The sequence below is a fragment of the Brevundimonas sanguinis genome, from assembly GCF_029636725.1.
GTDB lineage: Bacteria > Pseudomonadota > Alphaproteobacteria > Caulobacterales > Caulobacteraceae > Brevundimonas > Brevundimonas sanguinis.
Map to the genome: position 1 here is coordinate 2,097,634 of NZ_CP116770.1, position 23,657 is coordinate 2,121,290.

Annotated in this window: 27 protein-coding genes; 11 read left to right on the forward strand and 16 right to left on the reverse strand. The window is 66.5% G+C overall.

Annotated elements, in window-relative coordinates; translation table 11 throughout:
* Window positions 1–55: 55 nt before the first annotated feature.
* Window positions 56–622: a DUF2061 domain-containing protein gene (locus tag PIB44_RS10445; protein ID WP_278069329.1), complete on the forward strand. Its 567-nt coding sequence runs from the start codon at window positions 56–58 to the stop codon at window positions 620–622.
* Here PIB44_RS10445 and PIB44_RS10450 read toward each other — a convergent pair.
* Window positions 619–1,341, reverse strand: coding sequence for an RlmE family RNA methyltransferase (locus PIB44_RS10450; RefSeq protein ID WP_278069330.1), 723 nt, complete (start codon window positions 1,339–1,341; stop codon window positions 619–621). The two genes, PIB44_RS10445 and PIB44_RS10450, sit on opposite strands and share 4 nt — an antisense overlap.
* Window positions 1,342–1,421: 80 nt before the next feature.
* Here PIB44_RS10450 and PIB44_RS10455 point away from each other — a divergent pair, with 80 nt between their 5' ends.
* On the forward strand, window positions 1,422–1,886 hold the full coding sequence (locus PIB44_RS10455; RefSeq protein ID WP_003167307.1) for a peptidylprolyl isomerase: 465 nt from the start codon (window positions 1,422–1,424) through the stop codon (window positions 1,884–1,886).
* Window positions 1,887–2,021: 135 nt separating this feature from the next.
* Here PIB44_RS10455 and PIB44_RS10460 read toward each other — a convergent pair whose 3' ends face one another.
* The 3 genes from PIB44_RS10460 to PIB44_RS10470 all read right to left on the reverse strand — a co-directional run bounded on the left by PIB44_RS10460 (window position 2,022) and on the right by PIB44_RS10470 (window position 4,213).
* Window positions 2,022–2,537 (reverse strand): hypothetical protein, encoded by a 516-nt coding sequence (locus PIB44_RS10460; RefSeq protein WP_029972565.1) that lies wholly within the window; start codon window positions 2,535–2,537, stop codon window positions 2,022–2,024.
* The gene (locus PIB44_RS10465) at window positions 2,534–3,157 is read right to left on the reverse strand and encodes a methyltransferase family protein (protein ID WP_278069331.1); all 624 of its coding nucleotides are present in this window, start codon (window positions 3,155–3,157) and stop codon (window positions 2,534–2,536) included. The genes PIB44_RS10460 and PIB44_RS10465 overlap by 4 nt, the downstream gene beginning before the upstream one ends.
* Window positions 3,158–3,247: 90 nt before the next feature.
* Entirely contained in the window at window positions 3,248–4,213 is a 966-nt protein-coding gene (locus PIB44_RS10470) for a M28 family peptidase (RefSeq protein WP_278069332.1), read from the reverse strand.
* 133 nt (window positions 4,214–4,346) lie between these two features.
* Here PIB44_RS10470 and ligA point away from each other — a divergent pair, with 133 nt between their 5' ends.
* Window positions 4,347–6,674 carry an NAD-dependent DNA ligase LigA gene (ligA, locus tag PIB44_RS10475; RefSeq protein ID WP_278069333.1) on the forward strand — a complete coding sequence of 776 codons (2,328 nt, stop codon included), beginning with the start codon at window positions 4,347–4,349 and terminating at the stop codon, window positions 6,672–6,674.
* Between the two features lie 168 nt (window positions 6,675–6,842).
* Window positions 6,843–7,265 (forward strand): DUF2147 domain-containing protein, encoded by a 423-nt coding sequence (locus PIB44_RS10480; RefSeq protein WP_278069334.1) that lies wholly within the window; start codon window positions 6,843–6,845, stop codon window positions 7,263–7,265.
* Window positions 7,266–7,347: 82 nt separating this feature from the next.
* On the opposite strand, the gene PIB44_RS10485 is transcribed toward PIB44_RS10480, so the two are convergent.
* From PIB44_RS10485 to PIB44_RS10495, 3 genes are all read right to left on the reverse strand, one after another.
* Entirely contained in the window at window positions 7,348–9,171 is a 1,824-nt protein-coding gene (locus tag PIB44_RS10485) for an aminopeptidase P family protein (RefSeq protein WP_278069335.1), read from the reverse strand.
* 72 nt (window positions 9,172–9,243) lie between these two features.
* Window positions 9,244–9,540: an endonuclease domain-containing protein gene (locus PIB44_RS10490; protein WP_278069336.1), complete on the reverse strand. Its 297-nt coding sequence runs from the start codon at window positions 9,538–9,540 to the stop codon at window positions 9,244–9,246.
* A 146-nt stretch (window positions 9,541–9,686) separates the two neighbouring features.
* The gene (locus PIB44_RS10495) at window positions 9,687–10,553 is read right to left on the reverse strand and encodes a 50S ribosomal protein L11 methyltransferase (protein ID WP_278069337.1); all 867 of its coding nucleotides are present in this window, start codon (window positions 10,551–10,553) and stop codon (window positions 9,687–9,689) included.
* A gap of 81 nt (window positions 10,554–10,634) precedes the next feature.
* Here PIB44_RS10495 and PIB44_RS10500 point away from each other — a divergent pair, with 81 nt between their 5' ends.
* Window positions 10,635–11,159, forward strand: a complete 525-nt coding sequence (locus tag PIB44_RS10500; RefSeq protein WP_278069338.1) for a hypothetical protein — start codon at window positions 10,635–10,637, stop codon at window positions 11,157–11,159.
* Window positions 11,160–11,238: 79 nt separating this feature from the next.
* Here PIB44_RS10500 and PIB44_RS10505 read toward each other — a convergent pair whose 3' ends face one another.
* From PIB44_RS10505 to PIB44_RS10515, 3 genes are all read right to left on the reverse strand, one after another.
* The gene (locus PIB44_RS10505; protein ID WP_003167318.1) at window positions 11,239–11,448 is read right to left on the reverse strand and encodes a DUF3126 family protein; all 210 of its coding nucleotides are present in this window, start codon (window positions 11,446–11,448) and stop codon (window positions 11,239–11,241) included.
* A 90-nt stretch (window positions 11,449–11,538) separates the two neighbouring features.
* Entirely contained in the window at window positions 11,539–12,360 is an 822-nt protein-coding gene (gene cysE, locus PIB44_RS10510; RefSeq protein ID WP_227157709.1) for a serine O-acetyltransferase, read from the reverse strand.
* 28 nt (window positions 12,361–12,388) lie between these two features.
* Window positions 12,389–13,018: an NUDIX domain-containing protein gene (locus PIB44_RS10515; RefSeq protein ID WP_278069339.1), complete on the reverse strand. Its 630-nt coding sequence runs from the start codon at window positions 13,016–13,018 to the stop codon at window positions 12,389–12,391.
* 46 nt (window positions 13,019–13,064) lie between these two features.
* On the opposite strand from PIB44_RS10515, the gene PIB44_RS10520 reads away from it, so the two are divergent.
* Window positions 13,065–13,667 (forward strand): nitroreductase family protein, encoded by a 603-nt coding sequence (locus tag PIB44_RS10520; RefSeq protein ID WP_278069340.1) that lies wholly within the window; start codon window positions 13,065–13,067, stop codon window positions 13,665–13,667.
* 179 nt (window positions 13,668–13,846) lie between these two features.
* Here PIB44_RS10520 and PIB44_RS10525 read toward each other — a convergent pair whose 3' ends face one another.
* From PIB44_RS10525 to queF, 3 genes are read right to left on the reverse strand one after another with little or no spacing between them, the layout of a single operon-like run.
* Window positions 13,847–14,656 carry a DUF817 domain-containing protein gene (locus PIB44_RS10525; protein ID WP_278069341.1) on the reverse strand — a complete coding sequence of 270 codons (810 nt, stop codon included), beginning with the start codon at window positions 14,654–14,656 and terminating at the stop codon, window positions 13,847–13,849.
* Between the two features lie 44 nt (window positions 14,657–14,700).
* Entirely contained in the window at window positions 14,701–15,750 is a 1,050-nt protein-coding gene (locus PIB44_RS10530) for a hypothetical protein (protein WP_278069342.1), read from the reverse strand.
* Between the two features lie 57 nt (window positions 15,751–15,807).
* Window positions 15,808–16,269 (reverse strand): preQ(1) synthase, encoded by a 462-nt coding sequence (gene queF, locus PIB44_RS10535; RefSeq protein ID WP_025977575.1) that lies wholly within the window; start codon window positions 16,267–16,269, stop codon window positions 15,808–15,810.
* A gap of 202 nt (window positions 16,270–16,471) precedes the next feature.
* On the opposite strand from queF, the gene PIB44_RS10540 reads away from it, so the two are divergent.
* From PIB44_RS10540 to PIB44_RS10560, 5 genes are all read left to right on the forward strand, one after another.
* The gene (locus tag PIB44_RS10540) at window positions 16,472–17,176 is read left to right on the forward strand and encodes a TonB family protein (RefSeq protein ID WP_278069343.1); all 705 of its coding nucleotides are present in this window, start codon (window positions 16,472–16,474) and stop codon (window positions 17,174–17,176) included.
* Between the two features lie 151 nt (window positions 17,177–17,327).
* Window positions 17,328–18,254, forward strand: a complete 927-nt coding sequence (locus tag PIB44_RS10545) for an NAD(P)H-dependent flavin oxidoreductase (protein WP_134581318.1) — start codon at window positions 17,328–17,330, stop codon at window positions 18,252–18,254.
* A 35-nt stretch (window positions 18,255–18,289) separates the two neighbouring features.
* Window positions 18,290–18,982 (forward strand): TorF family putative porin, encoded by a 693-nt coding sequence (locus tag PIB44_RS10550; RefSeq protein ID WP_253122372.1) that lies wholly within the window; start codon window positions 18,290–18,292, stop codon window positions 18,980–18,982.
* 63 nt (window positions 18,983–19,045) lie between these two features.
* Window positions 19,046–19,252 (forward strand): hypothetical protein, encoded by a 207-nt coding sequence (locus PIB44_RS10555; RefSeq protein ID WP_025977579.1) that lies wholly within the window; start codon window positions 19,046–19,048, stop codon window positions 19,250–19,252.
* A gap of 168 nt (window positions 19,253–19,420) precedes the next feature.
* Complete coding sequence (locus tag PIB44_RS10560) at window positions 19,421–19,633, forward strand: cold-shock protein (RefSeq protein WP_003164457.1); 213 nt, start codon at window positions 19,421–19,423, stop codon at window positions 19,631–19,633.
* An 84-nt stretch (window positions 19,634–19,717) separates the two neighbouring features.
* Here the strand turns inward: PIB44_RS10560 and PIB44_RS10565 are convergent, their stop codons facing one another.
* Genes PIB44_RS10565 through PIB44_RS10575 form a run of 3 tightly spaced genes read right to left on the reverse strand, consistent with a single transcriptional unit; the run spans window position 19,718 to window position 23,586 of the window.
* Window positions 19,718–20,944: a mechanosensitive ion channel family protein gene (locus PIB44_RS10565; protein WP_278069344.1), complete on the reverse strand. Its 1,227-nt coding sequence runs from the start codon at window positions 20,942–20,944 to the stop codon at window positions 19,718–19,720.
* 55 nt (window positions 20,945–20,999) lie between these two features.
* On the reverse strand, window positions 21,000–22,178 hold the full coding sequence (locus PIB44_RS10570) for a cystathionine gamma-synthase (RefSeq protein WP_278069345.1): 1,179 nt from the start codon (window positions 22,176–22,178) through the stop codon (window positions 21,000–21,002).
* A 4-nt stretch (window positions 22,179–22,182) separates the two neighbouring features.
* A complete protein-coding gene (locus PIB44_RS10575) occupies window positions 22,183–23,586 on the reverse strand; it encodes a pyridoxal-phosphate dependent enzyme (protein WP_278069346.1) in 1,404 nt (467 codons plus the stop codon).
* Window positions 23,587–23,657 lie beyond the last annotated feature (71 nt).

Sequence of the window (23,657 nt, forward strand, 5' to 3'; positions counted from 1 at the left end):
TCCATATAAGAGGAATTGCCTTGAAACGGGCGGCGAAGGGACGCATTGCGCGATAATGGTTCGCATCTTGATCAACACGGCGCGGGAGCTGGCTCTCAAGATTGCGAGCTACGGCGCCATGCACCTGATCGTGGCGATCCTGGTGGCCTTCGCCCTGACGCGCGACTGGCGGCTGGCGCTGGCGGTCGGGGTGGTCGAGCCGATCTTCCAGACCATCGCCTATTCGATCCACGACCGCGTCTGGCACCGGGTCGAGCGCCGCAAGATGCTGTCCGGGGTGGAAGAGACCGCCGAGGCCTTCACCGCCCGTCTGGAGCTGATGGACGCGCACGAGCAGAACCGCGCCCACAACCACCACAGCCACGGACATAGCCACGCCCTGCCCCGCAACCTGAAGCAGGTGGCGTTGAAAACCATCACCTACGGCGTCATGCACTTCGCCGTCGCGGTGCTGGTGGCCTTCGCCCTGACGCGCGACATCCGCATCGCCCTGGCGATCGGCACGATCGAGCCTCTGGTGCAGACGGTCTTCTTCACCCTGCACGACCGCCTGTGGACACGCGCCGAAGCGAAAAAAGCCGCCCGGCGCGCTGCGGCCGAGGCGGAAGGCGCGTCGGCCTAGCGCTTGTTCAGCGCCACCAGGAAGACCTCGGCGCTGCCCTTTCGGCTCGACTCCGGCTTCACGTATTTCACCGTCTCGAACTCTTCGCGCAGGCGCGTCAGCACCCCGCCGGCGTCGCCGCCCTGGAAGTTCTTCGACACGAAGTTCCCGCCCGGCCGCAGCGTGCGGATGGCGAAATCGGCCGCGATCTCGATCAGGGTGATGATCTTCAGGTGGTCCGTCTGGCGGTGGCCGATGGTGTTGTGCGCCATGTCAGACAGCACCAGGTCCGGCGGACCGCCGATGGCGTCCAGCATCTGCTGATCCACGCCCGGATCGGTGAAGTCGGCCTGAATCAGCGTCGCGCCCGGAATCGGCTCGATCATCAGCAGGTCCACGCCCGCCACCGCCGCCGCGCCGCGATCCAGCGCCACCTGCACCCAGCCGCCCGGCGCCGCGCCCAGGTCGATGACCCGCGAGCCGCGCTTGATCAGCCGATACCTGTCGTCGATCTCCATCAGCTTGAAGGCGGCGCGGCTGCGCCAGCCCTCTGCGCGGGCGCGCTCGGACCACTGGTCCGACAGTTGACGCTTGATCCACGCCTGGCTGGACAGCGTCTTCTTGTCGGCTGTCTTGATCTTCTGACCGACCTTGCGGCCCGAGGCAGTGCCGCCCGTGGGCAGACGCACCATGCGGCGGCGTTCCTGCGGCTTGTCGGCGGGCTTTTCGTCTTCACTCATGCTTCCCACATAGCCCTGACGGCGTTCAGCCGCTATGACCCGCGCACAATTCCGGCTCGCATAACCTCAAGGAGCGCCCGATGGCCGACCAAACCCTGACCTTCACCCTGGACACCGGCGACGGCGAAGACCGCAACGTCGTCATCAAGCTGCGCGACGATCTGGCGCCGAACCACGTCAAGCAGATCACCGACCTGGCCAAGGAAGGCTTCTACGACGGCGTGGTCTTCCACCGCGTGATCCCGGGCTTCATGGCCCAGGGCGGCGACCCGACGGGCACCGGCACTTCGGGTTCGTCCAAGCCGAACCTGAAGCAGGAATTCTCGAAAGAGCCGCACGTCCGCGGCGTCTGCTCGATGGCCCGCACCGCCAATCCGGACAGCGCCAACTCGCAGTTCTTCATCTGCTTCGACGACGCCCGCTTCCTCGACGGCCAGTACACCGTCTGGGGCGAAGTGATCGAAGGCATGGAACACGTCGACGCCCTGCCCAAGGGCGAGCCCCCGCGCGCGCCGGGCAAGATCGTCAAGGCGACCGTCGCCTGATCATAAATCTCCTCCCCACGGCGTGGGGAGGGGGACCACGTAGTGGTGGAGGGGCTTGCGACAGCGGAACCGGGCGGTCCCTCCGTCACGGCGCTACGCGCCGCGCCACCTCCCCATGAAATGGGGAGGAGAAGATCAGTCCCCCGCCCACCACCGCATCGACACCCCGTCGAAGGTCCGGTCCCCGACCTTCAGCCGTCCTTTCAGGACCACGCCCTGATCGCCCAGGTTGCGCCGCGCCGTCGCCAGCGCGCCCTGGTCCAGCGCTCCCTCGAACGACACCGCGCCCAGCTCGCGCGACGACGCCTCAAACCGCACCCGGTCCTCGGTCACGTCATAGGCCGTCGGAATCAGCCGCGTGCGCCGCGCCTTATCGCCCGTCTCGAACTCCATCATGATCGGCGCGAACCCCGCCGTGCGCTGACCGTCGCGCCAGGCCATGAAGTCGGGAACCTGCCCTATGAACAGGTGATGCAGCCGCCAGTCGCCGACCTGCACCACCGTCGTGGGGATGTAGTAACCGGACACGTCCTCAGGCAGGTCGTGCTTGAACGCCGTCGCCGAGGGAGCCTTGTCAGGCACGGCGCCCCGATCACAGGCCGCGACCGTCAGGGCCAGGGCCCCCGCCAGCAGAATCGACAACGCCCTCATGGCAGGCGCAGCAGCGTCGACAGCCAGCCCAGATCCTGCAGCCGCTCGACCGACTCGAACAGCGGCACGGCCAGCAGGAAGACCAGACCGTCACGCAAGGTCGTCAGGAAGAACTGCGGCCGCACCTCCAGGCTGTCGGCGTCGCGCCATTTGGAGAAGTCCGGCCCGAACCGCGGCGTCCGCGCGCGATAGTCCGCATAGGTCTGGCCAAACGCGCCCGCCAGCCAGGCCTCCTCGCGCTTCACCGTGGCGTAGAAGACCGCCACCGTCAGCAGCAGGAAGACGGTCGCCAGCGTCACGCTGCCCGTCTGCGCGCCCACGCCGAACGCCCCCATGAAGCTGAAGACATACAGCGGGTTGCGGCTGATCGAATAGGGTCCGCGATCCACGATCTCGGCCTTCTTGCGTCCGCCGATATAGAGGGAGCACCAGGCCCGCCCGACGATGCAGACGACGATCAGGCCCAGGCCGAACGCCTCCAACCCCTCGTGCAGCATGGTCTCGCCGCCGATGGACCGGCTGACGAAGGCCAGCCCGACCACCCCGATCAATCCGACCAGCAGCGCCGCCTTGCGCAGCTTCTGCACCCGTTGAAGGTCAAACCCTTGCGTCGCCGACATCACGGTATTCCTCGACTGCTGAGGCTGCGACAGAACGCCGCTCTGAGGGCGGATTCAAGGCCTATCTTTGCAAGTGTATTGCGACAGCCGTCACTGATCCAGCCACCGGTCCAGCGCCCGGAAGCCCGCGATGGCCAGCTCCGTCGAGTCCTGGAACACCGCCGGGTTGATCTTCTCGAAGTCGTCGCTGGGGCGGTGATAGTCCGGGTGATAGTTCACCCCAAAATAGAGGAACGGCAGCCCCGCGCGGTGGAAGGCGGCGTGATCCGACGCCTCGACCCAGTTGTCGGCGCCCTCATCCTGAGGCGTGTCCTTGCCGAAGGCCAACGCTACGTTCGGACGCGCCGCCACCTGATCCAGCACCGGGCGGAAATAGGGATGCTGATACGTCCCCGTCACCCACAGCTTGCCGTCGCTGTCGGCCCGCGCCGTCATGTCGAAGTTCAGGTTCATCGCAATGGCGTGCAGCGGCACCGGCGGCGCCTCGACGAAATGCTTGGCGCCCAGCAGGCCTCGCTCCTCGCCGTCCAGCGCCACGATCAGCACGCTGTGCTCGGGCGGGTTGGCCTTCAGCCGTTTGGCCAGCTCCAGCATGGTCGCCACGCCCGAGGCGTTGTCGTCGGCGCCGTTGAAGATCTGGCCGTCGTTGACGCCCACATGGTCGTAGTGCGCCGTCACCACGATGTATTTGTCGCCCACCCGCGTGCCGGGGATCACGCCGATGATGTTGGTCCCGCTGAAGGTCTTGGTCCCTTCGCGCGTCCGCCCCTGCATCTCCCACGGCTGCAGCCGCCCCATCGGCGAGGGCTGGACGCCCAGCGCCTCCAACCGCCCGACGATGTAGGCGCGCGCCTTGGCCCCGCCCTCCGAACCGGTGTCGCGCCCCTGCATGTCGTCGGCCGACAGGATGCGCAGGTCCTCCATCAACTGGGCGTAATCGACCGAGGGCGACGCCGCGGCCGCAGGCGTCTCGACCACAGGCGCGGTCGTCGTCTCACAGGCGGCCAGCGTCAGGGCGGCGGCGATCACGGACAGGCTGACAAGAACAGGACGCATGGAGGGCTCCGGCAGGAATCTTTGAGGCGGGACGCTAGCGGCCCTCGGCTGTCGCGTCAGATTACGTTTCTGTCATGGCGGCGGCAGGGTGGTAAGGAACCCCTTCCGCCTTTGCCGACTTCCTGCGATTCTCATGTCCGATCTCTTCCCGCCTGTCGAAACCCTGACCGAAGCCCAGGCGCGCGAAGAGCTGGATAGCCTGTCGGCTGAGCTGGCGCGTCACGACGCCCTCTATTACGCCGACGCCGCGCCCGAGATTTCCGACGCCGACTATGACGACCTGAAGCGCCGCGCCCTGGCCATCGAGGCCGCCTTCCCGGCCCTGTCCAGCCCCGTCTCCCCGTCTCAGCGCGTCGGCGCCCCCGTCTCCACCCAGTTCGCCGAGGTCCGCCACGGCGTGCCCATGCTGTCGCTGGACAACGCCTTCGACGACGGCGAGGTGCGCGACTTCGTCGCCCGCATCGCCCGCTTCCTCAAGCTGTCGGGCGACGAGCCCATCGCCTTCGTCGCCGAGCCCAAGATCGACGGCCTCTCGGCCAGCCTGCGCTACGAAAAGGGCGTCCTGGTCCAGGGCGCCACGCGCGGCGACGGCAAGACGGGCGAGGACGTGACCGCCAACCTGCGCACCATCGCCGCCATTCCCCAGACCCTGGCCGGCTCCGGCTGGCCCGACGTGATCGAGATCCGCGGCGAGGTCTACGCCCCCAACGCCGCCTTCGACGCCTTCAACGCGGCGGCCGAGGCCGAAGGCAGGCGGACCTACGCCAACCCGCGCAACTTCGCCGCTGGCTCCCTGCGCCAGAAGGATCCGAAGATCACGGCCCTGCGCCCCCTGACCTTCTTCGCCTACGCCTGGGGCGAAACCTCCGCCCCGTTCGCCGACACCCAACACGGCGCGCTGGAGGCCTTCCGCAGTTGGGGCTTTCAGGTCAACGACCGCTCGGTCCGCGTCGAGGGCGCCGAAGGCCTGATCGGCGTCTATCAGACGCTGGAGGCTGACCGCAGCCGCCTCGGCTACGACATCGACGGCGTCGTCTATAAGGTCGACCGGCTGGACTGGCAGCAGCGCCTCGGCTTCATCGCCCGCAGTCCCCGCTGGGCCATCGCTCACAAATTCCCGGCGCAACAGGCGACGACCGTTCTGGAAGGCATCGACATTCAGGTCGGCCGCACCGGCTCCCTGACCCCCGTCGCCCGCCTGCATCCCGTCACTGTCGGCGGCGTCGTGGTCCGCAACGCCACCCTGCACAACGAGGACGAGATCGCCCGCAAGGACGTGCGCATCGGCGACACCGTCGTCCTGCAACGCGCCGGCGACGTCATCCCCCAGATCGTCGGCGTGGTCGAAACCCTGCGCCCCGACGGCGCCGTCCCTTACGTCTTCCCCACCGTCTGCCCCGTCTGCGGCTCCGAAGCCGTGCGCGAGGGGGACGAGGTCAAGCGCCGCTGCACCGGCGGCCTGATCTGCGACGCCCAGATCGTCGAGCGCCTCAAGCATTTCGTCAGCCGCCGCGCCTTCGACATCGAGGGCCTCGGCGAAAAGCAGTTGATCGCCTTCCACGCGCGCGGCTGGATCAAGGAGCCCGCCGACATCTTCCGCCTCGCCCGCGACGAGCAGAAGCTGGCCCTGCTGCGCGCCGAAGACGGCTATGGCGAGACCAGCGTCGGCAACCTGATGGCCGGGATCGATGCGCGCCGCGTCATCAGCCTCGACCGCCTGATCTTCGGCCTGGGCGTGCGAGAGATCGGCGAACAGACCTCGCTCGTCCTGGCCCGCGCCTTCGGCAGCTGGACCGCCTTCCAGGGCGCCTGCATGGCCGCCGCCGATGGCCTGGCCAGCGACGACTGGAAGACGCTGGCCGCGACCCACGCCATTTCGCCCCGCGTCCTGGGCCTGATGGCTGACGCCCGCCCCGCCGCCGACGATCCCTGGCCCGAGGCGCCGATGGATCAGAAGATCGCCCTCGCCTTCCCCGGCATGGCCGCGCCCGCCCGCCGCTCGCTGGCGGAAATCTCGGACGGCTGGAGCGACCTCACCCGCTGGGCCGCCGTCGCGCGCAACGAAGGCCCGTCCGAAATGCTGAACCAGATCGCCGGCGTCTCCGGCGTCGGCCCGGTCGCCGCCGAGGCCCTGGCCCACTTCTTCCACGAACCGCACAACCTCCAGGTCGTCGACGCCCTGCTGGCCGAGCTCGAGCGCGTCGAGGACGTGGCCGCCCCCACGACCGACAGCCCGGTGGCGGGCAAGACCGTGGTCTTCACCGGCTCGCTGGAACGCTTCACCCGCGACGAAGCGAAGGCCCGCGCCGAGAGCCTCGGCGCCAAGGTCTCGGGCTCGGTGTCCAAGAAAACCGACTACGTCGTCGCGGGACCCGGCGCCGGGTCCAAGCTGAAGGACGCCGAAAAACACGGCGTCGCCGTCCTGACCGAGGACGAGTGGCTGGCGCTGATCGGCGGCTGACGCTTTCCTCCCCATGGAATGGGGAGGAGAACGCGCGCGAAGAAATCTTGACCTGAGGTCATGTAATCCTTTGGCGAACTTCAAGATTTCGGCCTTGTTTCCGTCCGAAACCCGGATCACCCTCCGGCCAAGGGATCGGCTCAACGATCCGTCAGAAGGAAAACGCCGATGAAGACCTCCGTCCTGACGGCGCTCGCCGTCGCCGCCGCCGCCCTCGCTTCTCCCGCGCTCGCCAGCGACCCGACCGGCCTGTGGCAGACCCCGACCAATGGCGGCCAGGTGCGCATCGAGCGCTGCGGCCAGGCCCTGTGCGGCACGCTCGTCACCTCCAGCCACATCCGCGCCGATCCGAACGCCCGCGACGCTCGCAACAAGGACGCCTCCCTGCGCGACCGTCCCTTACGCGGCCTGCGGATGCTGTCGGGCTTCACCGGCGGCCCGACCGAGTGGCGCGGCGGCAGCGTCTACAATCCCGAGGACGGCGGGACCTATCGCGGGACCATCACCCTGACCAACGACAATACGCTGCGCCTGCGCGGCTGCATCGTCGCCCCGCTGTGCAAGACCCAGACCTGGACCCGCGTCCAGTAGGCCTTTCGCACAGCCCGAACCAAAAACGCCTCCCCGGCGATCGCGAGGGAGGCGTCTTCATATCCACGCTTGCGCGCTCGCCTTACAGCGGCGCCGTCTGCGCCTTCAGCCACTCCAGCGCCGCCTCGTCCTTCTGCACGCCCTCGGCCAGCAGCGGTCCGACCTTGGCCAGAACCTCGGCGTGATAGGCGTCCACGTAAGCCCGCTCGTCCGCCGTCAGCAGCGCTGTGTCGATCAGCTTGCGATCCAGCGGCGCCAGCGTCAGCTGCTCAAAGCCGTGCATCGGCCGCTCGCCGCCCGGAACCTGCGTCGGCTCCGTGACGACCTGCAGCGTCTCGATGCGGATGCCCCACTCGCCCTCGCGGTAATAGCCCGGCTCGTTCGACAGGATCATGCCGGTCAGCAGAGGCTGGTCGGTGCCCCAGCCGGCGATGCGCTGCGGCCCTTCGTGGACGCCCAGATACGACCCCACCCCGTGCCCTGTGCCGTGATCGAAGTCGAAGCCCGCATTCCACAGCGGCTGGCGCGCGATGGCGTCCAGCTGACGCCCGCTGGTCCCGGCGGGGAAGCGGATCACCGCCATGGCGATATGGCCCTTCAGCACCAGGGTGAACATCCGGCGCTGATCGGCCGCGCCCTCGCCGATGGCCATGGTGCGGGTCACGTCCGTGGTCCCGTCCAGATACTGGCCGCCGCCGTCCACCAGCAGCAGCGAGCCCGTCTCCATCGGCCGAATCTTGGCCCCGACCGGCTTGTAGTGCGGCAGGGCGCCGTTCGGCCCGACCCCGGCGATGGTGTCGAACGACAGGTCCTTCAGCATGCCGGTCGCCTCGCGGAAGCCTTCCAGCGCCTCGACCACCGCCCGCTCGTCGGGCAGTTCCTTCTGCGCGACCGTATCGACCCAATGCAGGAAGCGGGTCAGGGCCGCGCCGTCGCGGATGTGCGCCTGACGGGCGCCCTCGATCTCGACGGCGTTCTTGCAGGCGCGCGGCAGGGCGCAGGGGTCCATGCCGCGCACGATTTCGGCGCCCGCCGCTTCCAGCCGGTCGAAATACCAGGCCGACGACACGGCCGGGTCGATCAGCACCTTGCGCCCCGACAGGGCGTCCAGCGCGCCCGGCAGCGCCTCGGGCGCCTCCAGCGCCACGGCGTCGCCCAGCCAGCCGGGCAGTTCGTTGGTCACCTTGGCGGGATCGAGGAAGACTTTGGCGGTCCCGTCCGCCTTCACCACCGCCTGGCCCAGCGGCAGCGGCGTGCGGATCACGTCGCCGCCGCGAATGTTGAACAGCCAGGCCAGCGACGACGGCGCCGTCAGCACGGCGGCCTCGGCCCCGGCATCACGGATGGCCTTGCCGATGCGGGCGCGCTTGGACGCGGCGTCTTCGCCGGAATAGCGATCCTCGTGCGGGACTACCGGCGCCTGCGGCTGGGCCGGGCGAGCGTCGCCCCAGGCCAGATCGATCGGATTGGCCTTGACCGCCTTCAGCGTCGCCCCGGCCTTCTCGACGGCGGCGCGCAGGCTTGCCAGCGCATCGGGGCTGTGCAGGCGCGGATCATAGCCGATCACCGAACCCGACGGCACGGCCGCCAGCCAGTCGGTCAGCGCGTTCAGCGGCTGGCGCTCGAACAGGGCCTCGTCCGTCTGGGCCTTGGCCTGGACCGTATAGCGGCCGTCGACGAAGACCGCCGCCTTGTCCATCAGCACCACGCCCGCCCCGGCCGAGCCGGTAAAGCCGCTGACCCAGGCCAGCCGCTCATTGGCGTCGGGCAGATATTCGTTCTGATGCTCGTCCTCGTGCGGGACCAGCAGGCCGTCGAGCCCCTGCTTGGCCATCTCGGCGCGGAGCAGAGGCAGGTGCTTGGCCCCGAAGGACGGATCAGTGGTTTCGTCGAATGTCTGGCGCATGAGGGCCTCTTACTCCTTCTCCCCTTGTGGGAGAAGGTGGCCCGTCAGGGCCGGATGAGGGGTGAAACACCGTCACCTCGCCTGCTGCGCCATCGCCCGCCGAACAGCATCGAACACCACGGACGGATTGCTCAAGACGGCCTCGTTTCCGAAGCGCAACACCGTGAAACCCTGCGCCGTCAACCACGCGTCCCGCTCGGCATCAGACTCAGCCCGCAGGACATGAACGCCGCTATCCAACTCAATGATCAGCCGCAACGCCGGGCAGCAGAAGTCGGCAATGTATCGCCCGATAGGCGCCTGTCGGCGAAACTTCACGCCCGACAGCCGACGATCCCGCAGAAGCTTCCACAGGGCGGCTTCGGCCATGGTCAAGTCTTGGCGAGACCGCCGGGCGTTGGCCTGAATGCGAAACGAGGGCTTCAACATAGCTGAAGCCTAAACACCGAACGACGGTACTTCACCCCTCATCCGTCATGCTCCGCATGCCACCTTCTCCCTCAAAGGGAGAAGGATCAGGATTTACGCAGCTGCAGCGCGCTCCACGCGTCATGATGGATCGTCTGCTCCACCACGAAGCCCAGCGGCAGATAGGCCTCCAGAATCCGCTCTTCCTGCGTCCGCAGCAGGCCCGACAGGATCGCCACCCCGCCCGACTTCAGCGCCCCGGCGATCTCGGGCGCCAGGAACACCAGCGGCGCGGCCAGAATGTTGGCGAACACCAGATCATAGGGCGCGTGCTGGGCGATGCGCGCGTCGCTCAGGCCGTCGGCGAAATAGAACTCGCATTTGGCGTCGTTGATAGCCGCATTCTCATTGGCGATGCGGGCCGAGGGCTCGTCGATGTCGGTGCCGACGGCGATGGGCGAGCCGGTCTTGGCCGCCGCGATGGCCAGCACGCCCGTACCGCAGCCGACGTCCAGCACCTTTTCGAACGTCTCGCTCTTCAGCAGATTGTCGAAGGCCTCCAGGCAGCCGACCGTCGTGCCGTGGTGGCCGGTGCCGAAGGCGGCGCCCGCGTCGATCTTCAGATTGACCCGGCCCTCGGGAATCTTGCCCTGATCGTGCGCGCCATAGACGAAGAAGCGCCCCGCCTCGACCGGCGGCAGGCCCGACAGGCTCATGGCCAGCCAGTCGGCGTCGGCCAGCTTCTCGACCACCACCTCCAGCCCCGGCGTGGCGCGCAGGATCTCGGCGATGCCCTCGGCCTCCTCGTCGCTGGTCGGGAAGGCGTCGATGCGCCAGATTTCCTTGTCCTCATCCTCTTCCAGGATGGAATAGGTGGCGCCTTCCAGCAGGGGGTTGGCGTCGATGGCGGCGGCGGCGGCCTCGGCCGGGGCGCGGTCGCCGCGGGCGATCACCTGAACTGCGGATTCGGACATTTTTCAAACACCGTTATAATAACGAATCGCCAGTGCGGGCTTGGATCACACGCCCGCGTCCAACGAGGGGTCGGGGAGTTTATGGCCAAAGCACCGTCTGAGACGAAACCTGCCGCGAAAGCGGCTTCTGTCGCTTCCAAGCCGAAACCAGCGGCAAAGTCGAGCGCCGCAGCGACAAAAGCTGACGCCAAGCCCAAGACCGTAAAGGCCGCCGCGCCGGCCAAGGCTCCCGCCAAGGCGGCCGCGCCCAAGGCTGAGCCCAAGGCCAAGCCCGCCGCCGCCAAGGCGACGACCGCCAAGGCCGCTCCGGCCAAGAAGCCGGCGGCCGCCAAGACCGCGAAGACGGCCGCCGCCAAGGACGCCGCGCCCAAGAAGGCTGCAGCGCCGAAGAAGGCCCCCGCAGCCAAGCCCGCCGTGAAAGCCGCGCCGTCCGCTTCAGAGGCCAGGGCCGAGCCGGCCGTCGCGGCCGCCGCCGCCCCGGTCGAGCCCCCCGTTCAGGCCACGGCGCCCGCCGCCGCCGCTGCGGCGGTCGAGCCGGTGAAGCCAGTCGACACGCCCGCCCCCGAAAAGAAGAAGGGCTTCTTCGCCCGTCTGTTCGGTTTGTGATCCGGCGCTGAGCGCCAAGAAAAAAGGCCGGAGAGGACGCCCTCTCCGGCCTTTTTCAATTCACGTCGTCAGGCGGGCCTCAGGCCGGCGGCAGGTCTTCCGCCAGGATCGCCATTTCGAACATGTAGGAACCGGCTTCGTCTTCATCCTCGAACACCACGCCGATGAACTCGTCGTCGACATAGACTTCGGCGGAATCGGCCACCTTGCGGCCCTTCACCTTGATGCCGCCGTGGTTGAAGGTGCGCTTCAGGTGCGTCTCGACGCGCTTCAGATCGTTCTCGGTCACGGGGTAGCCTCGTTCAACTCGTTGGCCGCGAAGGGTAGAGAAGCCGTCTGCCGATTGGAAGCCCGGACAGGATCAGCCCACAGCAGAGTCTCAGATCACGAAGTCATAGACGATGTCGGACAGCGTGTGGTCCATGGTCCGCGCCGGCGTGGCGTCGGTGGGGCAGTTGACCAGCCGCGCAGGCACCCCCGCCACGGTGCAGCCCGCCGGGACGGGTTTGAGCACCACCGAGCCGGACGCCACCTTGGCGTAGTCGCCGACCGTGATGTTGCCCAGCACCTTGGCCCCGGCGCCCAGCAGGACGCCGCGCCCGATCTTCGGATGGCGGTCGCCGCGCTCGGCCCCGGTCCCGCCCAGGGTCACGGCGTGCAGCATCGACACCTCGTCGCCGATCACCGCCGTCTCGCCGATGACGATGCCCGTGCCGTGGTCCAGGAAGACGCCCGAGCCGATCCGCGCCGCCGGGTGGATGTCCAGTTGGAACAGCTCCGAAATCCGGCTCTGGAAGTGAAACGCCAGGGTGTCGCGGTCCTGGGTCCACAGCCAGTGCGCCACGCGCCAGGCCTGCAACGCCTGGAACCCCTTGAAATACATGAAGGGCTGCAACAACGAGCGGATCGCCGGATCGCGCTCCTGCACCGCCTTCAGGTCCGCCTCGGCGGCGGCCACGATGCCCGGATCGGCGGCGAAGGCCGACAGGGCCACCTCGCGCACCGTCATGGCGCCCAGTTCCGCATCGCCCAGCTTGCGCGCGATCTGGAAGCTCAGCGCCCCCGCGAAATCATCGTGCGCCAGCACCACGGCGTTCAGCTGCGACGCCAGGCGAGGCTCCTCGCGCGCAGCGTCCTGGGCTGCGGCGCGCAACTGCGCCCACAGGTCCGGCTGTTGCGGCACGACTTCCAGCTTGGCCATCCGGCTTCCTTCGCGTTCGGCGGCGATCTTACGCGCCCAGCATGGAACGCGCCAGCGCGGCGGGCAGTTCGCCCTCCCGGGCCATATGGTAGGCGCGATAGGCCGTCGCCACCGTCAGGCTGTCGCGCACCGCGCCGCGCGCGATCTCGGCCATCAGCTCGCCGAAGGGCACGCGCGCCGACAGAAAGACCTCCGTCTCGTCCGGCGCCGTCTCGGTCGCCTCAAGCCCCCACGCCACCCAGGTCATCGCCCGCTCGTCGGTGATGGAGTTGGACAGGTCCACGTCCAGCGCCGCGCGCCAGTGCTGCGCCGTCAGCCCCGCCTCCTCGGCCAGCTCGCGCTTCACGGCCTCGAAGGGGTCTTCCCCCTGCGGCGCCCCGCCCTCGGGCATCTCCCAGGAGTAGCGCATCAGGGCGAAGCGGTGCTGCCCGACCAGGCTGACCGTCCCGTCGTCATGCAGCGGCAGCACCCCCGTCCCCACATTCTTCGGCCGCATGACCATATAGTCCGCATCCGCCCCCGTCGGCGCCACGGCGGGATGGCGCGTCACCTGCATCCAGGGCGTATCGACGATCACGCTCGTCCCCAGACTGCGCCACGGCGGCGTGTCAGGCAGGCCCTCGGCCCAGCGAGGCTTGATGTCGCGGATCTTGCTCATCCCCCTGCTATGGCGCCGGAGGCCGGGAAATCCTAGCTAAGCGGCCATGAGCCCGTCAGACCTGTCCGCCCCCCTGCCCCTGCCCGTCCGTTCGCAAGAGCTGCTGTCGCGCCTGGCCGTGCGCCGCTCGGCCTCGGCCCAGTTGCTGACCCTGCCCGGCCCCTCGGACGCCGAAGTCGAGCAGATGCTTCTGCTGGGCGCCCGCACCCCCGACCACGGCAAGCTCTTCCCCTGGCGCTTCGTCGTGCTGGGCCCCCAGAGCCGCGCCGAACTGTCCGAGGCCCTCGCCGTGCTGGGCGAGACCCAGAACCGCACCGGCAAGGAGATCGCCTCCCTGGCCAAGCTGGCCAACCCGCCGCTGACCATCCTGGTCGTCTCGACCCCCATTCAGGGCCACAAGGTTCCGGTGTGGGAGCAGCAGCTGTCCGCCGGCGCCGTCTGCATGAACCTGGAGCACGCCGCCAACGCCCTGGGCTACTGCGCCAGTTGGATCACCGACTGGTATGCCTACGACCCCGCCGCCGTCGCCCTGTTCGGCGTCGAGGACGGCGAGAGCATCGCCGGCTTCATCCACGTCGGCTCCCTGACCGAGCCCCCGCTGGAGCGCCCCCGCCCCAACCTGGCGCACAAGGTGACGCGGCGGCCGTGATCCTCTCCCTTCTCCCCCTGTGGGAGAAGGTGGCTCGCGCAGCGAGACGGATGAGGGGTGTCAGCGCCCCCGGCATCCGATTACGTCATCTGGCGAGCACACGCGGCAGACGCCCCGCCGCCACCCCTCATCCGAGCGCCTCCGGCGCCCACCTTCTCCCGCAAGGGGAGAAGGCCTTCCTACCTCGGCTCCTCCTCCGGCCGGTGCACGATCGACACCAGCACCACCGAGATGATCATCAGCAGGAACCACGCCCCCAGCTTGTTCAGGCTGACCATCTCCCATCCGTCGCTCTGCCCCGGATAGACCCAGGCCCGCGCGAACGTCCCCAAGTTCTCCGCGAACCAGATGAACAGCGCCACCAGCCCATAGCCCAGCAGCAGCGGCATCGACCGCCGCGTCCGGTCGGCGGTGAAGTAGAACCACCCCCGCATGAACAGCAGCCCCGTCGCCGCGAACAGCGCCAGCCGAACGTCCGGCAGCCAGTGGTGCGCAAAGAAGTTGACGTAGATCGCCGCCGCCAGCACCCACGTCGTCCACAGCGGCGGATAGTTCCGTACCCGGATATGGAAGATGCGCTGCACCCGCGCGATGTAGCTGCCCACCGCCGCATACATGAAGCCCGAGAACAGCGGCACGGCGCCGATCCTCAGCACCGACTCTTCCGGATAGATCCACGACCCGTGATAGGTCTTGAACAGCTCCATGATCGTCCCGGCGACATGGAACAGAAAGATGACCCGCGCCTCCTCCCAGCTCTCCAGCCTGAAGGCCAGCATCAGCGCCTGTATCCCCAGCGCCCCCAGCACCAGAAAGTCATAGCGCGCCAGCGGCGAGTCCTCGGGCCAGAACAGAAACGTCCCCAGGATCAGCGCCAGCATCGCCCCGCCGAACAGACACGCCCACCCCTGCTTCAGCCCGAACCACAGGAACTCATAGGCGTAACGGCGAAGCCGCGACCGGTCCGCCCACGCTTCGGCGCGGGCCATCAGACGACGGCCCCAGGCTTCGAGCGGGAGGCGGGAGGATGGGGTCACTCCGGCGCCGCCGCCGTCAGAGTCCTCCAGTAGTCTTTGAACAACTCATGGCAAGTGGCGACTGCAAGGCTTACCCGGCTTGATGCAAGCCTATCCCATGCAAACCCAAACGCTTCGGCCAATTCGTCCTCAATCACGTCCCTATCGCTGGATGATATCCCCATGGCTGTGGCCAAAATTTGGGCGTGGTCACTGATTTCCGTGGAGATGAGCGCAACGTTCTGCCGATGGAAGGCAAATCCCAAGAAAACAATCCGATCCGCTTTGGCGATGGCGCTTCGGATTGCGTTCAGATTGTCACCTTCTTCAACTTGCTCGGTGAAGGTACGAATTTCCGGCACAATCTGAGCAAGTTGCTGAGGTGCCCCCTGACCAAACTCCACCCCAGGGCCATCACCCGGTCGCCAAGGAAGTCGCCCAACTAGACCATAGGGACGATGGACGGTCAACTTGGACATAGAATTTCGTACAATATCCAACCCAACACCACAGTAATCGGATAAACTGTACTGCAAATAATACTCTAAACAGCGGTCATAATTAAAGTTGACTACCTCCACATTATCAAAGAGCTTATCAATCTCACTTCTTTTAACCTGTTCGGTCAGTAACTGAGTTAAACTTGAGTACCAAGTATTTTTAAACTTGCTAACATCAATAGCGTTTGTGTCAAAATTTATTTTAAAGTAAGGACTTTCAGCCTCAGCCTTGAGAATGGCTCTAGCAATTCCAAGCTTTCCTAAAATTTCGATTTCACTATTTTCTAGGGCATCTATCACGTTGTCGATAGATAATGCTTGTTTTGCGGATTTGCCTAACTGCCTACCAGCCATCAAATGCGCCTTTAAGCGGGATACATCACCACCTTCATCAAGAAATATCTTCAAAGCATCGAAGATATTGCGGTCTCCTTTCATTAGTCGACCAATATCGAACTCGAAATGGGTAAGATCAACGATCGCCTTGAGCAGAGAATCTCCAACCGGAAGTCCGACTTCACAGCTAGCTCCAGCCCCGATTACAAAAACAGTCCTCGCCCTAAACATTCCATGCCCCCGATATTCGTTAGAATATATAGCCTTTCATTCTACGACTAATCGCCCTTACCCCCGCCCGCGATACCCCGCCACGCCCTGATCCGGCAGCCACACGCCCTCCAGCGGCGCGCCCGTCTGCCAGAAGACGTCGATGGGGATGCCGCCGCGCGGATACCAATAGCCGCCGATGCGCAGCCATTTCGGTTGCAGCAGTTCGGCCAGGCGCTTGCCGATGGCGACGGTGCAGTCCTCGTGGAAGGCACCGTGGTTGCGGAAAGATGTCAGGTACAGCTTCAGGCTCTTGCTCTCGACCAGCCAGTCGCCCGGCACATAGTCGATGACGAGGTGGGCGAAGTCGGGCTGGTTCGTCACCGGGCACAGGCTGGTGAACTCCGGCGCGGTGAAGCGCGCCACATAGAGCGTGTCGGCGTGCGGATTGGGCACGCGCTCCAGCACCGCCTCTTGCGGGTTCGTCGGGGCGGCGGTCTGGACGCCGAGCTGGCTGAGGCTGTCGGTATAGTGGGTCATGCCCGCCATTTAGGCCTTCGCCCCGCCAAAGAAAACGCCGCCCCCGCCGCAATCGGCCCTCCCCCCGTTTCGCCTGTGCTAGACTGCGCCCCGGCCGATGGAGACCGGCCGTGCGGCGACGAGGCGATTTCAGACGATTCAGACGAATTGGACTCTTTTTTTTTCCGCAGAGACATTTCGGCGGCCTGTTTCAGGAGCATCCATGATCTTGCCCACCAAGCTTGGCTTCGCCTTGAGCGCGCTGGTGATCGCATCAGGCGTCGCCGCCCTGCCCCCGGCGTCTTCGGCCCAGGAGGCCGATCAGGCCTTGGCGCCCCCGCGCTGGAGCGTGCCGCCGCAGGCCTCGGTCGATGACTTCCCCGAAGCGGCCCTGCAGGCGGACGTCAGCGGCGCCGCCGTGATCGCCTGCGACGCCGCGCCGGACGGCCGGCCCGTCAACTGCGAAGTCCGTTCCGAAACGCCGCCGGGCATGGGTTTCGGTCCGGCCGCCCTGGGCATCGTGCAGCGCGGGCGCGTGGTGGTCAGCGATGACGGCGCTGACGCGGCCTCTAGCCGTTTCGCCGTCCGCGTGCCGTTCAATCTCGCCCCCGAGCCGCCCCCGCAGGAACCGGCCCGGACGTTGGCCAACATTGAATCCCGATGGCTGACGCCGCCCCAGCCGAAGGCGTCTGACTATCCGCAAAGGGCGGTCGATCGCGGCCTTTCCGGCGGCGCCGCCGTCCGTTGCGAAGTGGCGCCCTCAGGCAAGCCGACCAACTGCGTCGTGATCGGCGAAGTTCCTCGCGGCAGCGGCTTCGGCGAGGCGGCCGTCAAAATCGTCCTTCGCGGCCGGCTGGACCCCGCCACGATCCGGCCGGAAGAGGTCGGATCGACCTTCGTCGTCACCGTGCCCTTCAGCATCCACTGATGCGAATTTCAGACGATTCAGACGAATTGGACTCTGTTTTTTAAGCAGCCTCAGGAGGATGGGCGCGACGAGCACGGGATAGAAAGAGCCGATTGCCTTCCCCGACGACAGCCGGTTAGCGTGGCCAAAAGCAACTCAGGAGAGACGACCCGTGGCCATTCCCGCTTCCCTGCAGTCCGGCCTGAAGCTGCCGGTGATCGCCTCGCCCATGTTCCTGGTGTCGGGGCCGGATCTGGTGGTGGAGGCCTGTAATGCGGGCGTGATCGGCACCTTCCCCTCGCTGAATCAGCGTACGACCGAGGGCTATCGGGAGTGGCTGCACGAGATCAAGGCGCGTCTGAAGCCCGACGCCGCCGCCTTCGGCGTCAACCACATCGTCCACCCGACCAATCCGCGCCTGATGGCCGATATGATGGTCTCGGTCGAGGAGAAGGTGCCGCTGATCATCACTTCGCTCGGCGCCGTGCGCGACGTGGTGGATGCGGTGCACGGCTATGGCGGCGTGGTCTTCCACGACATCGCCAATGTGCGTCATGCGCGCAAGGCCGCCGAGGCCGGCGTCGACGGCCTGATCCTGGTCGCCAATGGCGCAGGCGGGCACGCCGGCGTGGTCAACCCCTTCGCCCTGATCAACGAGGTGCGCAGCTTCTACGATGGGACCATCATCCTGGCAGGCGCCATCTCGACCGGTCAGGACGTGGCGGCGGCGCTGATGATGGGCGCCGACTTCGCCTATATGGGCACTCGCTTCATCGCCACGACCGAGAGCGCGGCCCAGCCCCACTACAAGGAGATGATCGTCCAGGCGGGCTCGGCCGACATCACCTACACTCCCGCCGTTTCGGGCATCCCGGCCAACTTCCTGACCCCGTCGCTGGTCGAGAACAACATCGACCCCAAGTCCCTGCCCGAGCACAAGCTGGACATGGGCGAGGAGGCCAAGGCGTGGAAGACCGTCTGGTCGGCCGGTCAGGGTTCGGGCGCCATCCACGACGTGCCGACCACGGCCCAGCTTGTCGCTCGGCTGACGGACGAGTTTTCGCAGGCCTGTGATAAATTCGACAAGAAGCGTCTCTAGTAAGCGGCCTCGACACTCCCCTGACGAGGCCGACCATGCGCATCCTGACGACCGCCCTTTTGGCGACCGCCCCGCTCCTGATCCTGGCCTCGGCGGCCCAGGCTCAGGACATGCCCGGCCGCTGGAGCTTCAGCGCGGGCGCCGCCAGCGACAACCGCTCCAAGGACGCCTCCAAGTCCGACGGCGATCCCTTCGTCTGGGGCGCCGCAGAATGGGAAAGCGACAGCGGCCTTTTCTACGTCAGCCCCGCCGCCGAAACGATCAAGAGCGGCGGCTCGGAGCTGGAGCTGGAGCTGACCGGCGGGGTGCGTCCGCAATGGGCCGGCTTCGACTTCGACCTGAACGCCGCCCACAAGTGGCGCGTGGACGCCGCCCCCGGTTATGACGCCAACGCCTGGGAATTCACGGCCGACATGAAGCGCTCGATCGGCCCGGCCAGCGCCCGCCTGCGGCTGCAGCACTCGCCCGACGGCGCCGGTTCGGTGAAGGCCTGGACCTGGGTCGCCCTGCGCGGCGGCTGGGACTTCACCGACAAGCTGAATGTCTCGGCCGAGATCGGCCGCCGCGAGCAGGACGAGAGCGTCGACTACACCGGCTACAACATCGGCGCGACGTACGCCCTGACGTCCAATCTGGAGGCCGAACTTCGCTGGCACGGCACGAACGCCAAGGTTCCGGGCGAGCAATACGCCGACGCCCTGGTGGCCGGAATCAGCGTCTATTTCTGACCGGCCGCGCCGCGTTTCAGGCGCCGGTTTCATCTTTGCCGCGAAAAGGCTTAGGCTGACGCCATGACTTTTCGACCGACGACTTTGGAACGTGCGTACCAACTGGCCCAAAGCGGCGCCTGCCGGACGGTAGGCGATGTGAAACAGGCCCTGAAGACCGAGGGGTATGAGCGGATCCAGGATGCCCTGTATGGCTCGACCATCACCTCGGCCCTGCGTAAATTATGTCAGGAGAACTGGGTTTCGCCCCCCGAAACCGCCGAGCCCTGAACCGCGCCCCTTGCATTAGGACGAGGAACGGTCCACTTTATCGGGGTCGATCTCACTGCGTAACGCTCTGCCTTCTGCCCCGCGCACCGAGGTCTAAGCCGATCCATACAGACCCGACAGGCCATCAGGGACGTTCTCTGAGGCCAACTTCTAGCGGAGGTCCTGAAAATGGCTACCGGCACTGTTAAATGGTTCAACTCCACCAAGGGCTACGGCTTCATCCAGCCGGATGACGGCGGCAAGGACGTTTTCGTCCACATCTCGGCCGTCGAGCAAGCCGGCCTGCGCGGCCTGGACGAAAACCAAAAGGTTTCGTACGAAATCGAGCGCGACCGTCGCTCGGGCAAGGAATCGGCCGGTCAACTGAAGACCGAAGGCTGATCCAGCCGTCCCCTCCCCGTCGGCGACGACGGGCGTGGGCGACAAGGATTGAAGCGCGCAGAGGTCGCCCTCTGCGCGCTTTTCTTATGCGGGTTTCAACTGGCTGAAGTCGGCGCCGCTGGGCGACTGGAAGAGGCGCAGACCGAATTCGGGCAGGATCGCCAGCAGGTGATCGAAGATATCGCCCTGGATCGCCTCATACTCGGCCCAGGCGACCGTGGCGGTGAAGGCGTAGATCTCCAGCGGCAGGCCCCTCTCCGTCGGCTGCAGCTGGCGCACCAGCAGGGTCATGTCCTGGCGGATGCGGGGATGGTTCTCCAGATAGTTCTGCACATAGGCCCGAAACGCGCCGATGTTGGTCGAGCGGCGCATGTTGACGGGGTCACGCCCCGCCGCGACCAGCTTGGCGTTCCAGTCGGCCATCTCGACGGCCTTGTCGGCCAAGTAGTCGTCGATCAGGAGGAAGCGCCGCATCCGATCGCGCTCGGCCTCGGTCAGGAAGCGCGCGCTGGTCTGGTCGATCAGCAGGGCGCGCTTGATCCGGCGCCCGCCGCTTTCCTGCATCCCGCGCCAGTTCTTGTAGGACTCGTTGATCATCCGCCATGTGGGGATGGTGGTGACGGTCTTGTCCCAGTTCTGAACCTTCACCGTATGCAGGGCGATGTCGATGACGTCCCCGTCGGCGTTGACCTGAGGCATCTCGATCCAGTCGCCGACGCGCAGCATGTCGTTGGAGTTCAACTGAACCGACGCCACCAGCGACAGGATCGTGTCCTTGAACACCAGCATCAGCACCGCCGCCAGCGCCCCCAGACCCGACAGAAGCAGCAACGGCGAGCGGTCGATCAGCGCCGCGATCACCAGGATGGTGGCGACGGCGTAGATGACGATCTTCAGGACCTGAAGATAGCCCTTGATGCTGCGTCGATGCGCGCGTGGCGAGCGGGCGTAGATGGCGTTGGCCATGTCCAGCGCGGCGCCGATGCCGACAGCCACCGCCACGATCATAAAGGCCCCAGCCACATTCTGGACCAGGGTGACGACGCCGGGCGAGAGATGGGGCACGCCGCCGATGCCCCGGTAGATGATGATGGCTGGAACGACGCGGGTGAAGCTGCGCACCACCGGCTGCAACAGGACGTCGAGATCCTGCGCCGCCCGCCCGACGACCTTCAGGATCAGTCGGGTCAGAACTCGGCGGACGACAAAGTCCGCAATAAGGGCGACAAGGACAAGAAGACAGAGCCCGATCAGCATCTCCGCCGTCGGGAACTCCGCCAGGCGCTCGCGCATGGCGTCAAAATTAAACATGTCCCCAGCCTAGGCAGGCTGGCCGGGGATTTGAACCCCGGCGCCTCAATCAGTCTCAGCCGATGGCTTGATCCAGATCGGCGATCAGGTCGTCGATGTCCTCGACCCCGACCGAAAGGCGGATCAGGTTGTCAGTGACGCCGCCGGCCTCGCGCACCTCTTTCGGTACGCTGGCGTGGGTCATGATGGCCGGGTGGTTCACCAGGCTTTCGACGCCGCCCAGCGATTCCGCCAGGGTGAAGACCTGCACCCGCTCCAGCACCCGCTTCGTGCGCTCCAGGTCGCCGTCGATCAACAGGGTGACCATGCCGCCGAAGCGGCCGTTCATCTGGCGCGCGGCCAGTTCGTGCTGCGGGTGGCTGATCAGGCCCGGGTAGAGCACCTTGGCGACGCCGCCATTCTTCTGATCGGCCCGGTCTTCCAGCCAGCGGGCCACGGCCAGGGCGTTCTCATTGTGCGCCTTCATCCGCAGACCCAACGTCTTCAGGCCGCGGTTGGCCAGGAAGGCGTCGAACGGTCCCATGATCCCGCCCACCGAGTTCTGCAGGAACTTCAGCTGAGCCGCCATCTCGGCGTCCTTGGCCACCAGAACCCCGCCGACGATGTCGGAGTGGCCGTTCAGATATTTGGTCGCCGAATGCATGACCACATCGGCGCCCAGCGTCAGCGGCTGCTGGCTCCACGGCGTGGCGAAGGTGTTGTCGACCACCAGGATCAGCTTGTTCGCCTTGGCGACCATCGACAGGGCCTCGATGTCGGCCAGTTTCATCAGCGGGTTGGTCGGCGTCTCCACCCACAGCATCCGCGTCTTGTCGGTGATGGCCGCTTCGACCGCCGCCAGGTCGGTCAGGTCCACATAGCTGAAGTCCAGCCCCATCGAGCGGCGCCGCACCCGCTCGAACAGCCGCCATGAGCCGCCATAAAGATCGTCGCCGGTGACGATGTGCGACCCGGCGTCCAGCAGCTCCAGCGCCGTCGAGGTCGCCGCCATGCCCGAGCCGAAGCCAAAGGCCTGAACCCCGCCTTCCAGATCGGCGATGCAGGCCTCGAAGGCCTCGCGCGTCGGGTTCTTGCCGCGGGCGTATTCATAGCCCTTGTTCACGCCGGGGCTTTCCTGCGCATAGGTCGAGGTGGCGTAGATCGGCGTCATCACCGCGCCCGTCGTCGGGTCCGGCCGCTGGCCCGCATGGATGGCGCGGGTCGAGAAGCCCTGGCGGTTCTTCAGTTCAGACATGGGTTTACCGGTTCAGGCTGAGGTGGTTGATCAGGTCGGTGCGGGTGATCAGGCCGACGAAGGCCTCGCCGTCCAGCACAATGGCGACGCGGTCTCGATCAAAGACCGGGATCAAGGCGTCCAGAGACTCAGTCACCTGCAGCGTGTCCAGATCGCGCGTCATGGCCGAGGCGACCGGCTTGGCGAAACGCTCCTGACGGGTGATGTCGTCGGTGTTCATGATGTGGACGATGTCGCTCTCGTCCAGAATGCCGACCAGACGACCGTCCTGAATGACCGGCAGTTGCGACAGGCCGTCGCCGCGCATCCGCTTGAAGGCCGTGTCCAAGGTGTCGTCAGGCCCGATCACCACCACGTCGCCGGCGGCGTATTTGCGGTTGATCAGGTCCGACAGGTCGCCGTGCAGTTCGCGTTCGGCCAGCCCCTGATCGGCCAGCCAGGCGTCGTTATAGACCTTGGACAGATATTTGGCGCCGGTGTCGCAGACGAAGGTCACGACCCGCTTCGGCTCGGTCTGCTCGCGGCACCAGCGCAGGGCCGTGGCGATCAGGGTGCCCGAGGATGACCCCGCCAGAATGCCTTCCTTCAACAGCAGCTCGCGCACCGTGGCGATCGCCTCGGCGTCGGGGATGGAATAGGCGACGTCGATCAGGTCGGGATCGGTCGTCTCGGGCATGAAGTTCTGACCGATGCCTTCGACGGTATAGCTGCCGTCCGGCCCCGGCACGCCTTCGTTGATCAGGCCCGCCAGCGCCGAACCGACCGGGTCGGCCAGGATGATCTTGGCGTCCGAGCCCTGCGCCTTCAGATAGCGGGCGATGCCCGTGATGGTGCCGCCCGACCCGATACCGGCGACGAAGGCGTCGACATGACCCTCCATCTGCTCAAAGATCTCGGGGCCGGTCGTCCTGAAGTGGGCCTCGGAGTTGGCGTCGTTGGCGAACTGGTTGACGAAATAGCCGCCCGGAATCTGCTGGGCCAGGCGCTCGGCCATGTCGGTGTAGTATTCGGGGTGGCCATGCGGCACGTCCGAGCGGGTCAGGCGCACGTCGGCGCCCATGGCGCGCAGGTGCTGGATCTTCTCCTTCGACATCTTGTCGGGGATGACCAGCAGGACCTTATAGCCCTTCTGCTTGCCGACCAGGGTCAGCGCCAGGCCGGTATTGCCCGCCGTGGCCTCGACAATGGTGCCGCCGGGCTTCAGCCAGCCCGCCTTCTCAGCCGCCTCGATCATCGACAGGGCGATGCGGTCCTTGATGGAGCCGCCGGGGTTCTGGCTCTCCAGCTTCAGGAACAGGCGGCAGGGGCCGGTGTCGATCCGCGTCACCTCGACCATCGGCGTCTTGCCGATCAGGTCCAGCAGGCTCTTGGCCGGACGGCTGAGAACAGGGGCGTCGGTCATCGACATGAGAGCAGGCTCCGTTGCACGGGTGACTTGTGAAGCTGGGCGTCCGCCCCTCTGCGGTCAACTCCTGCAAG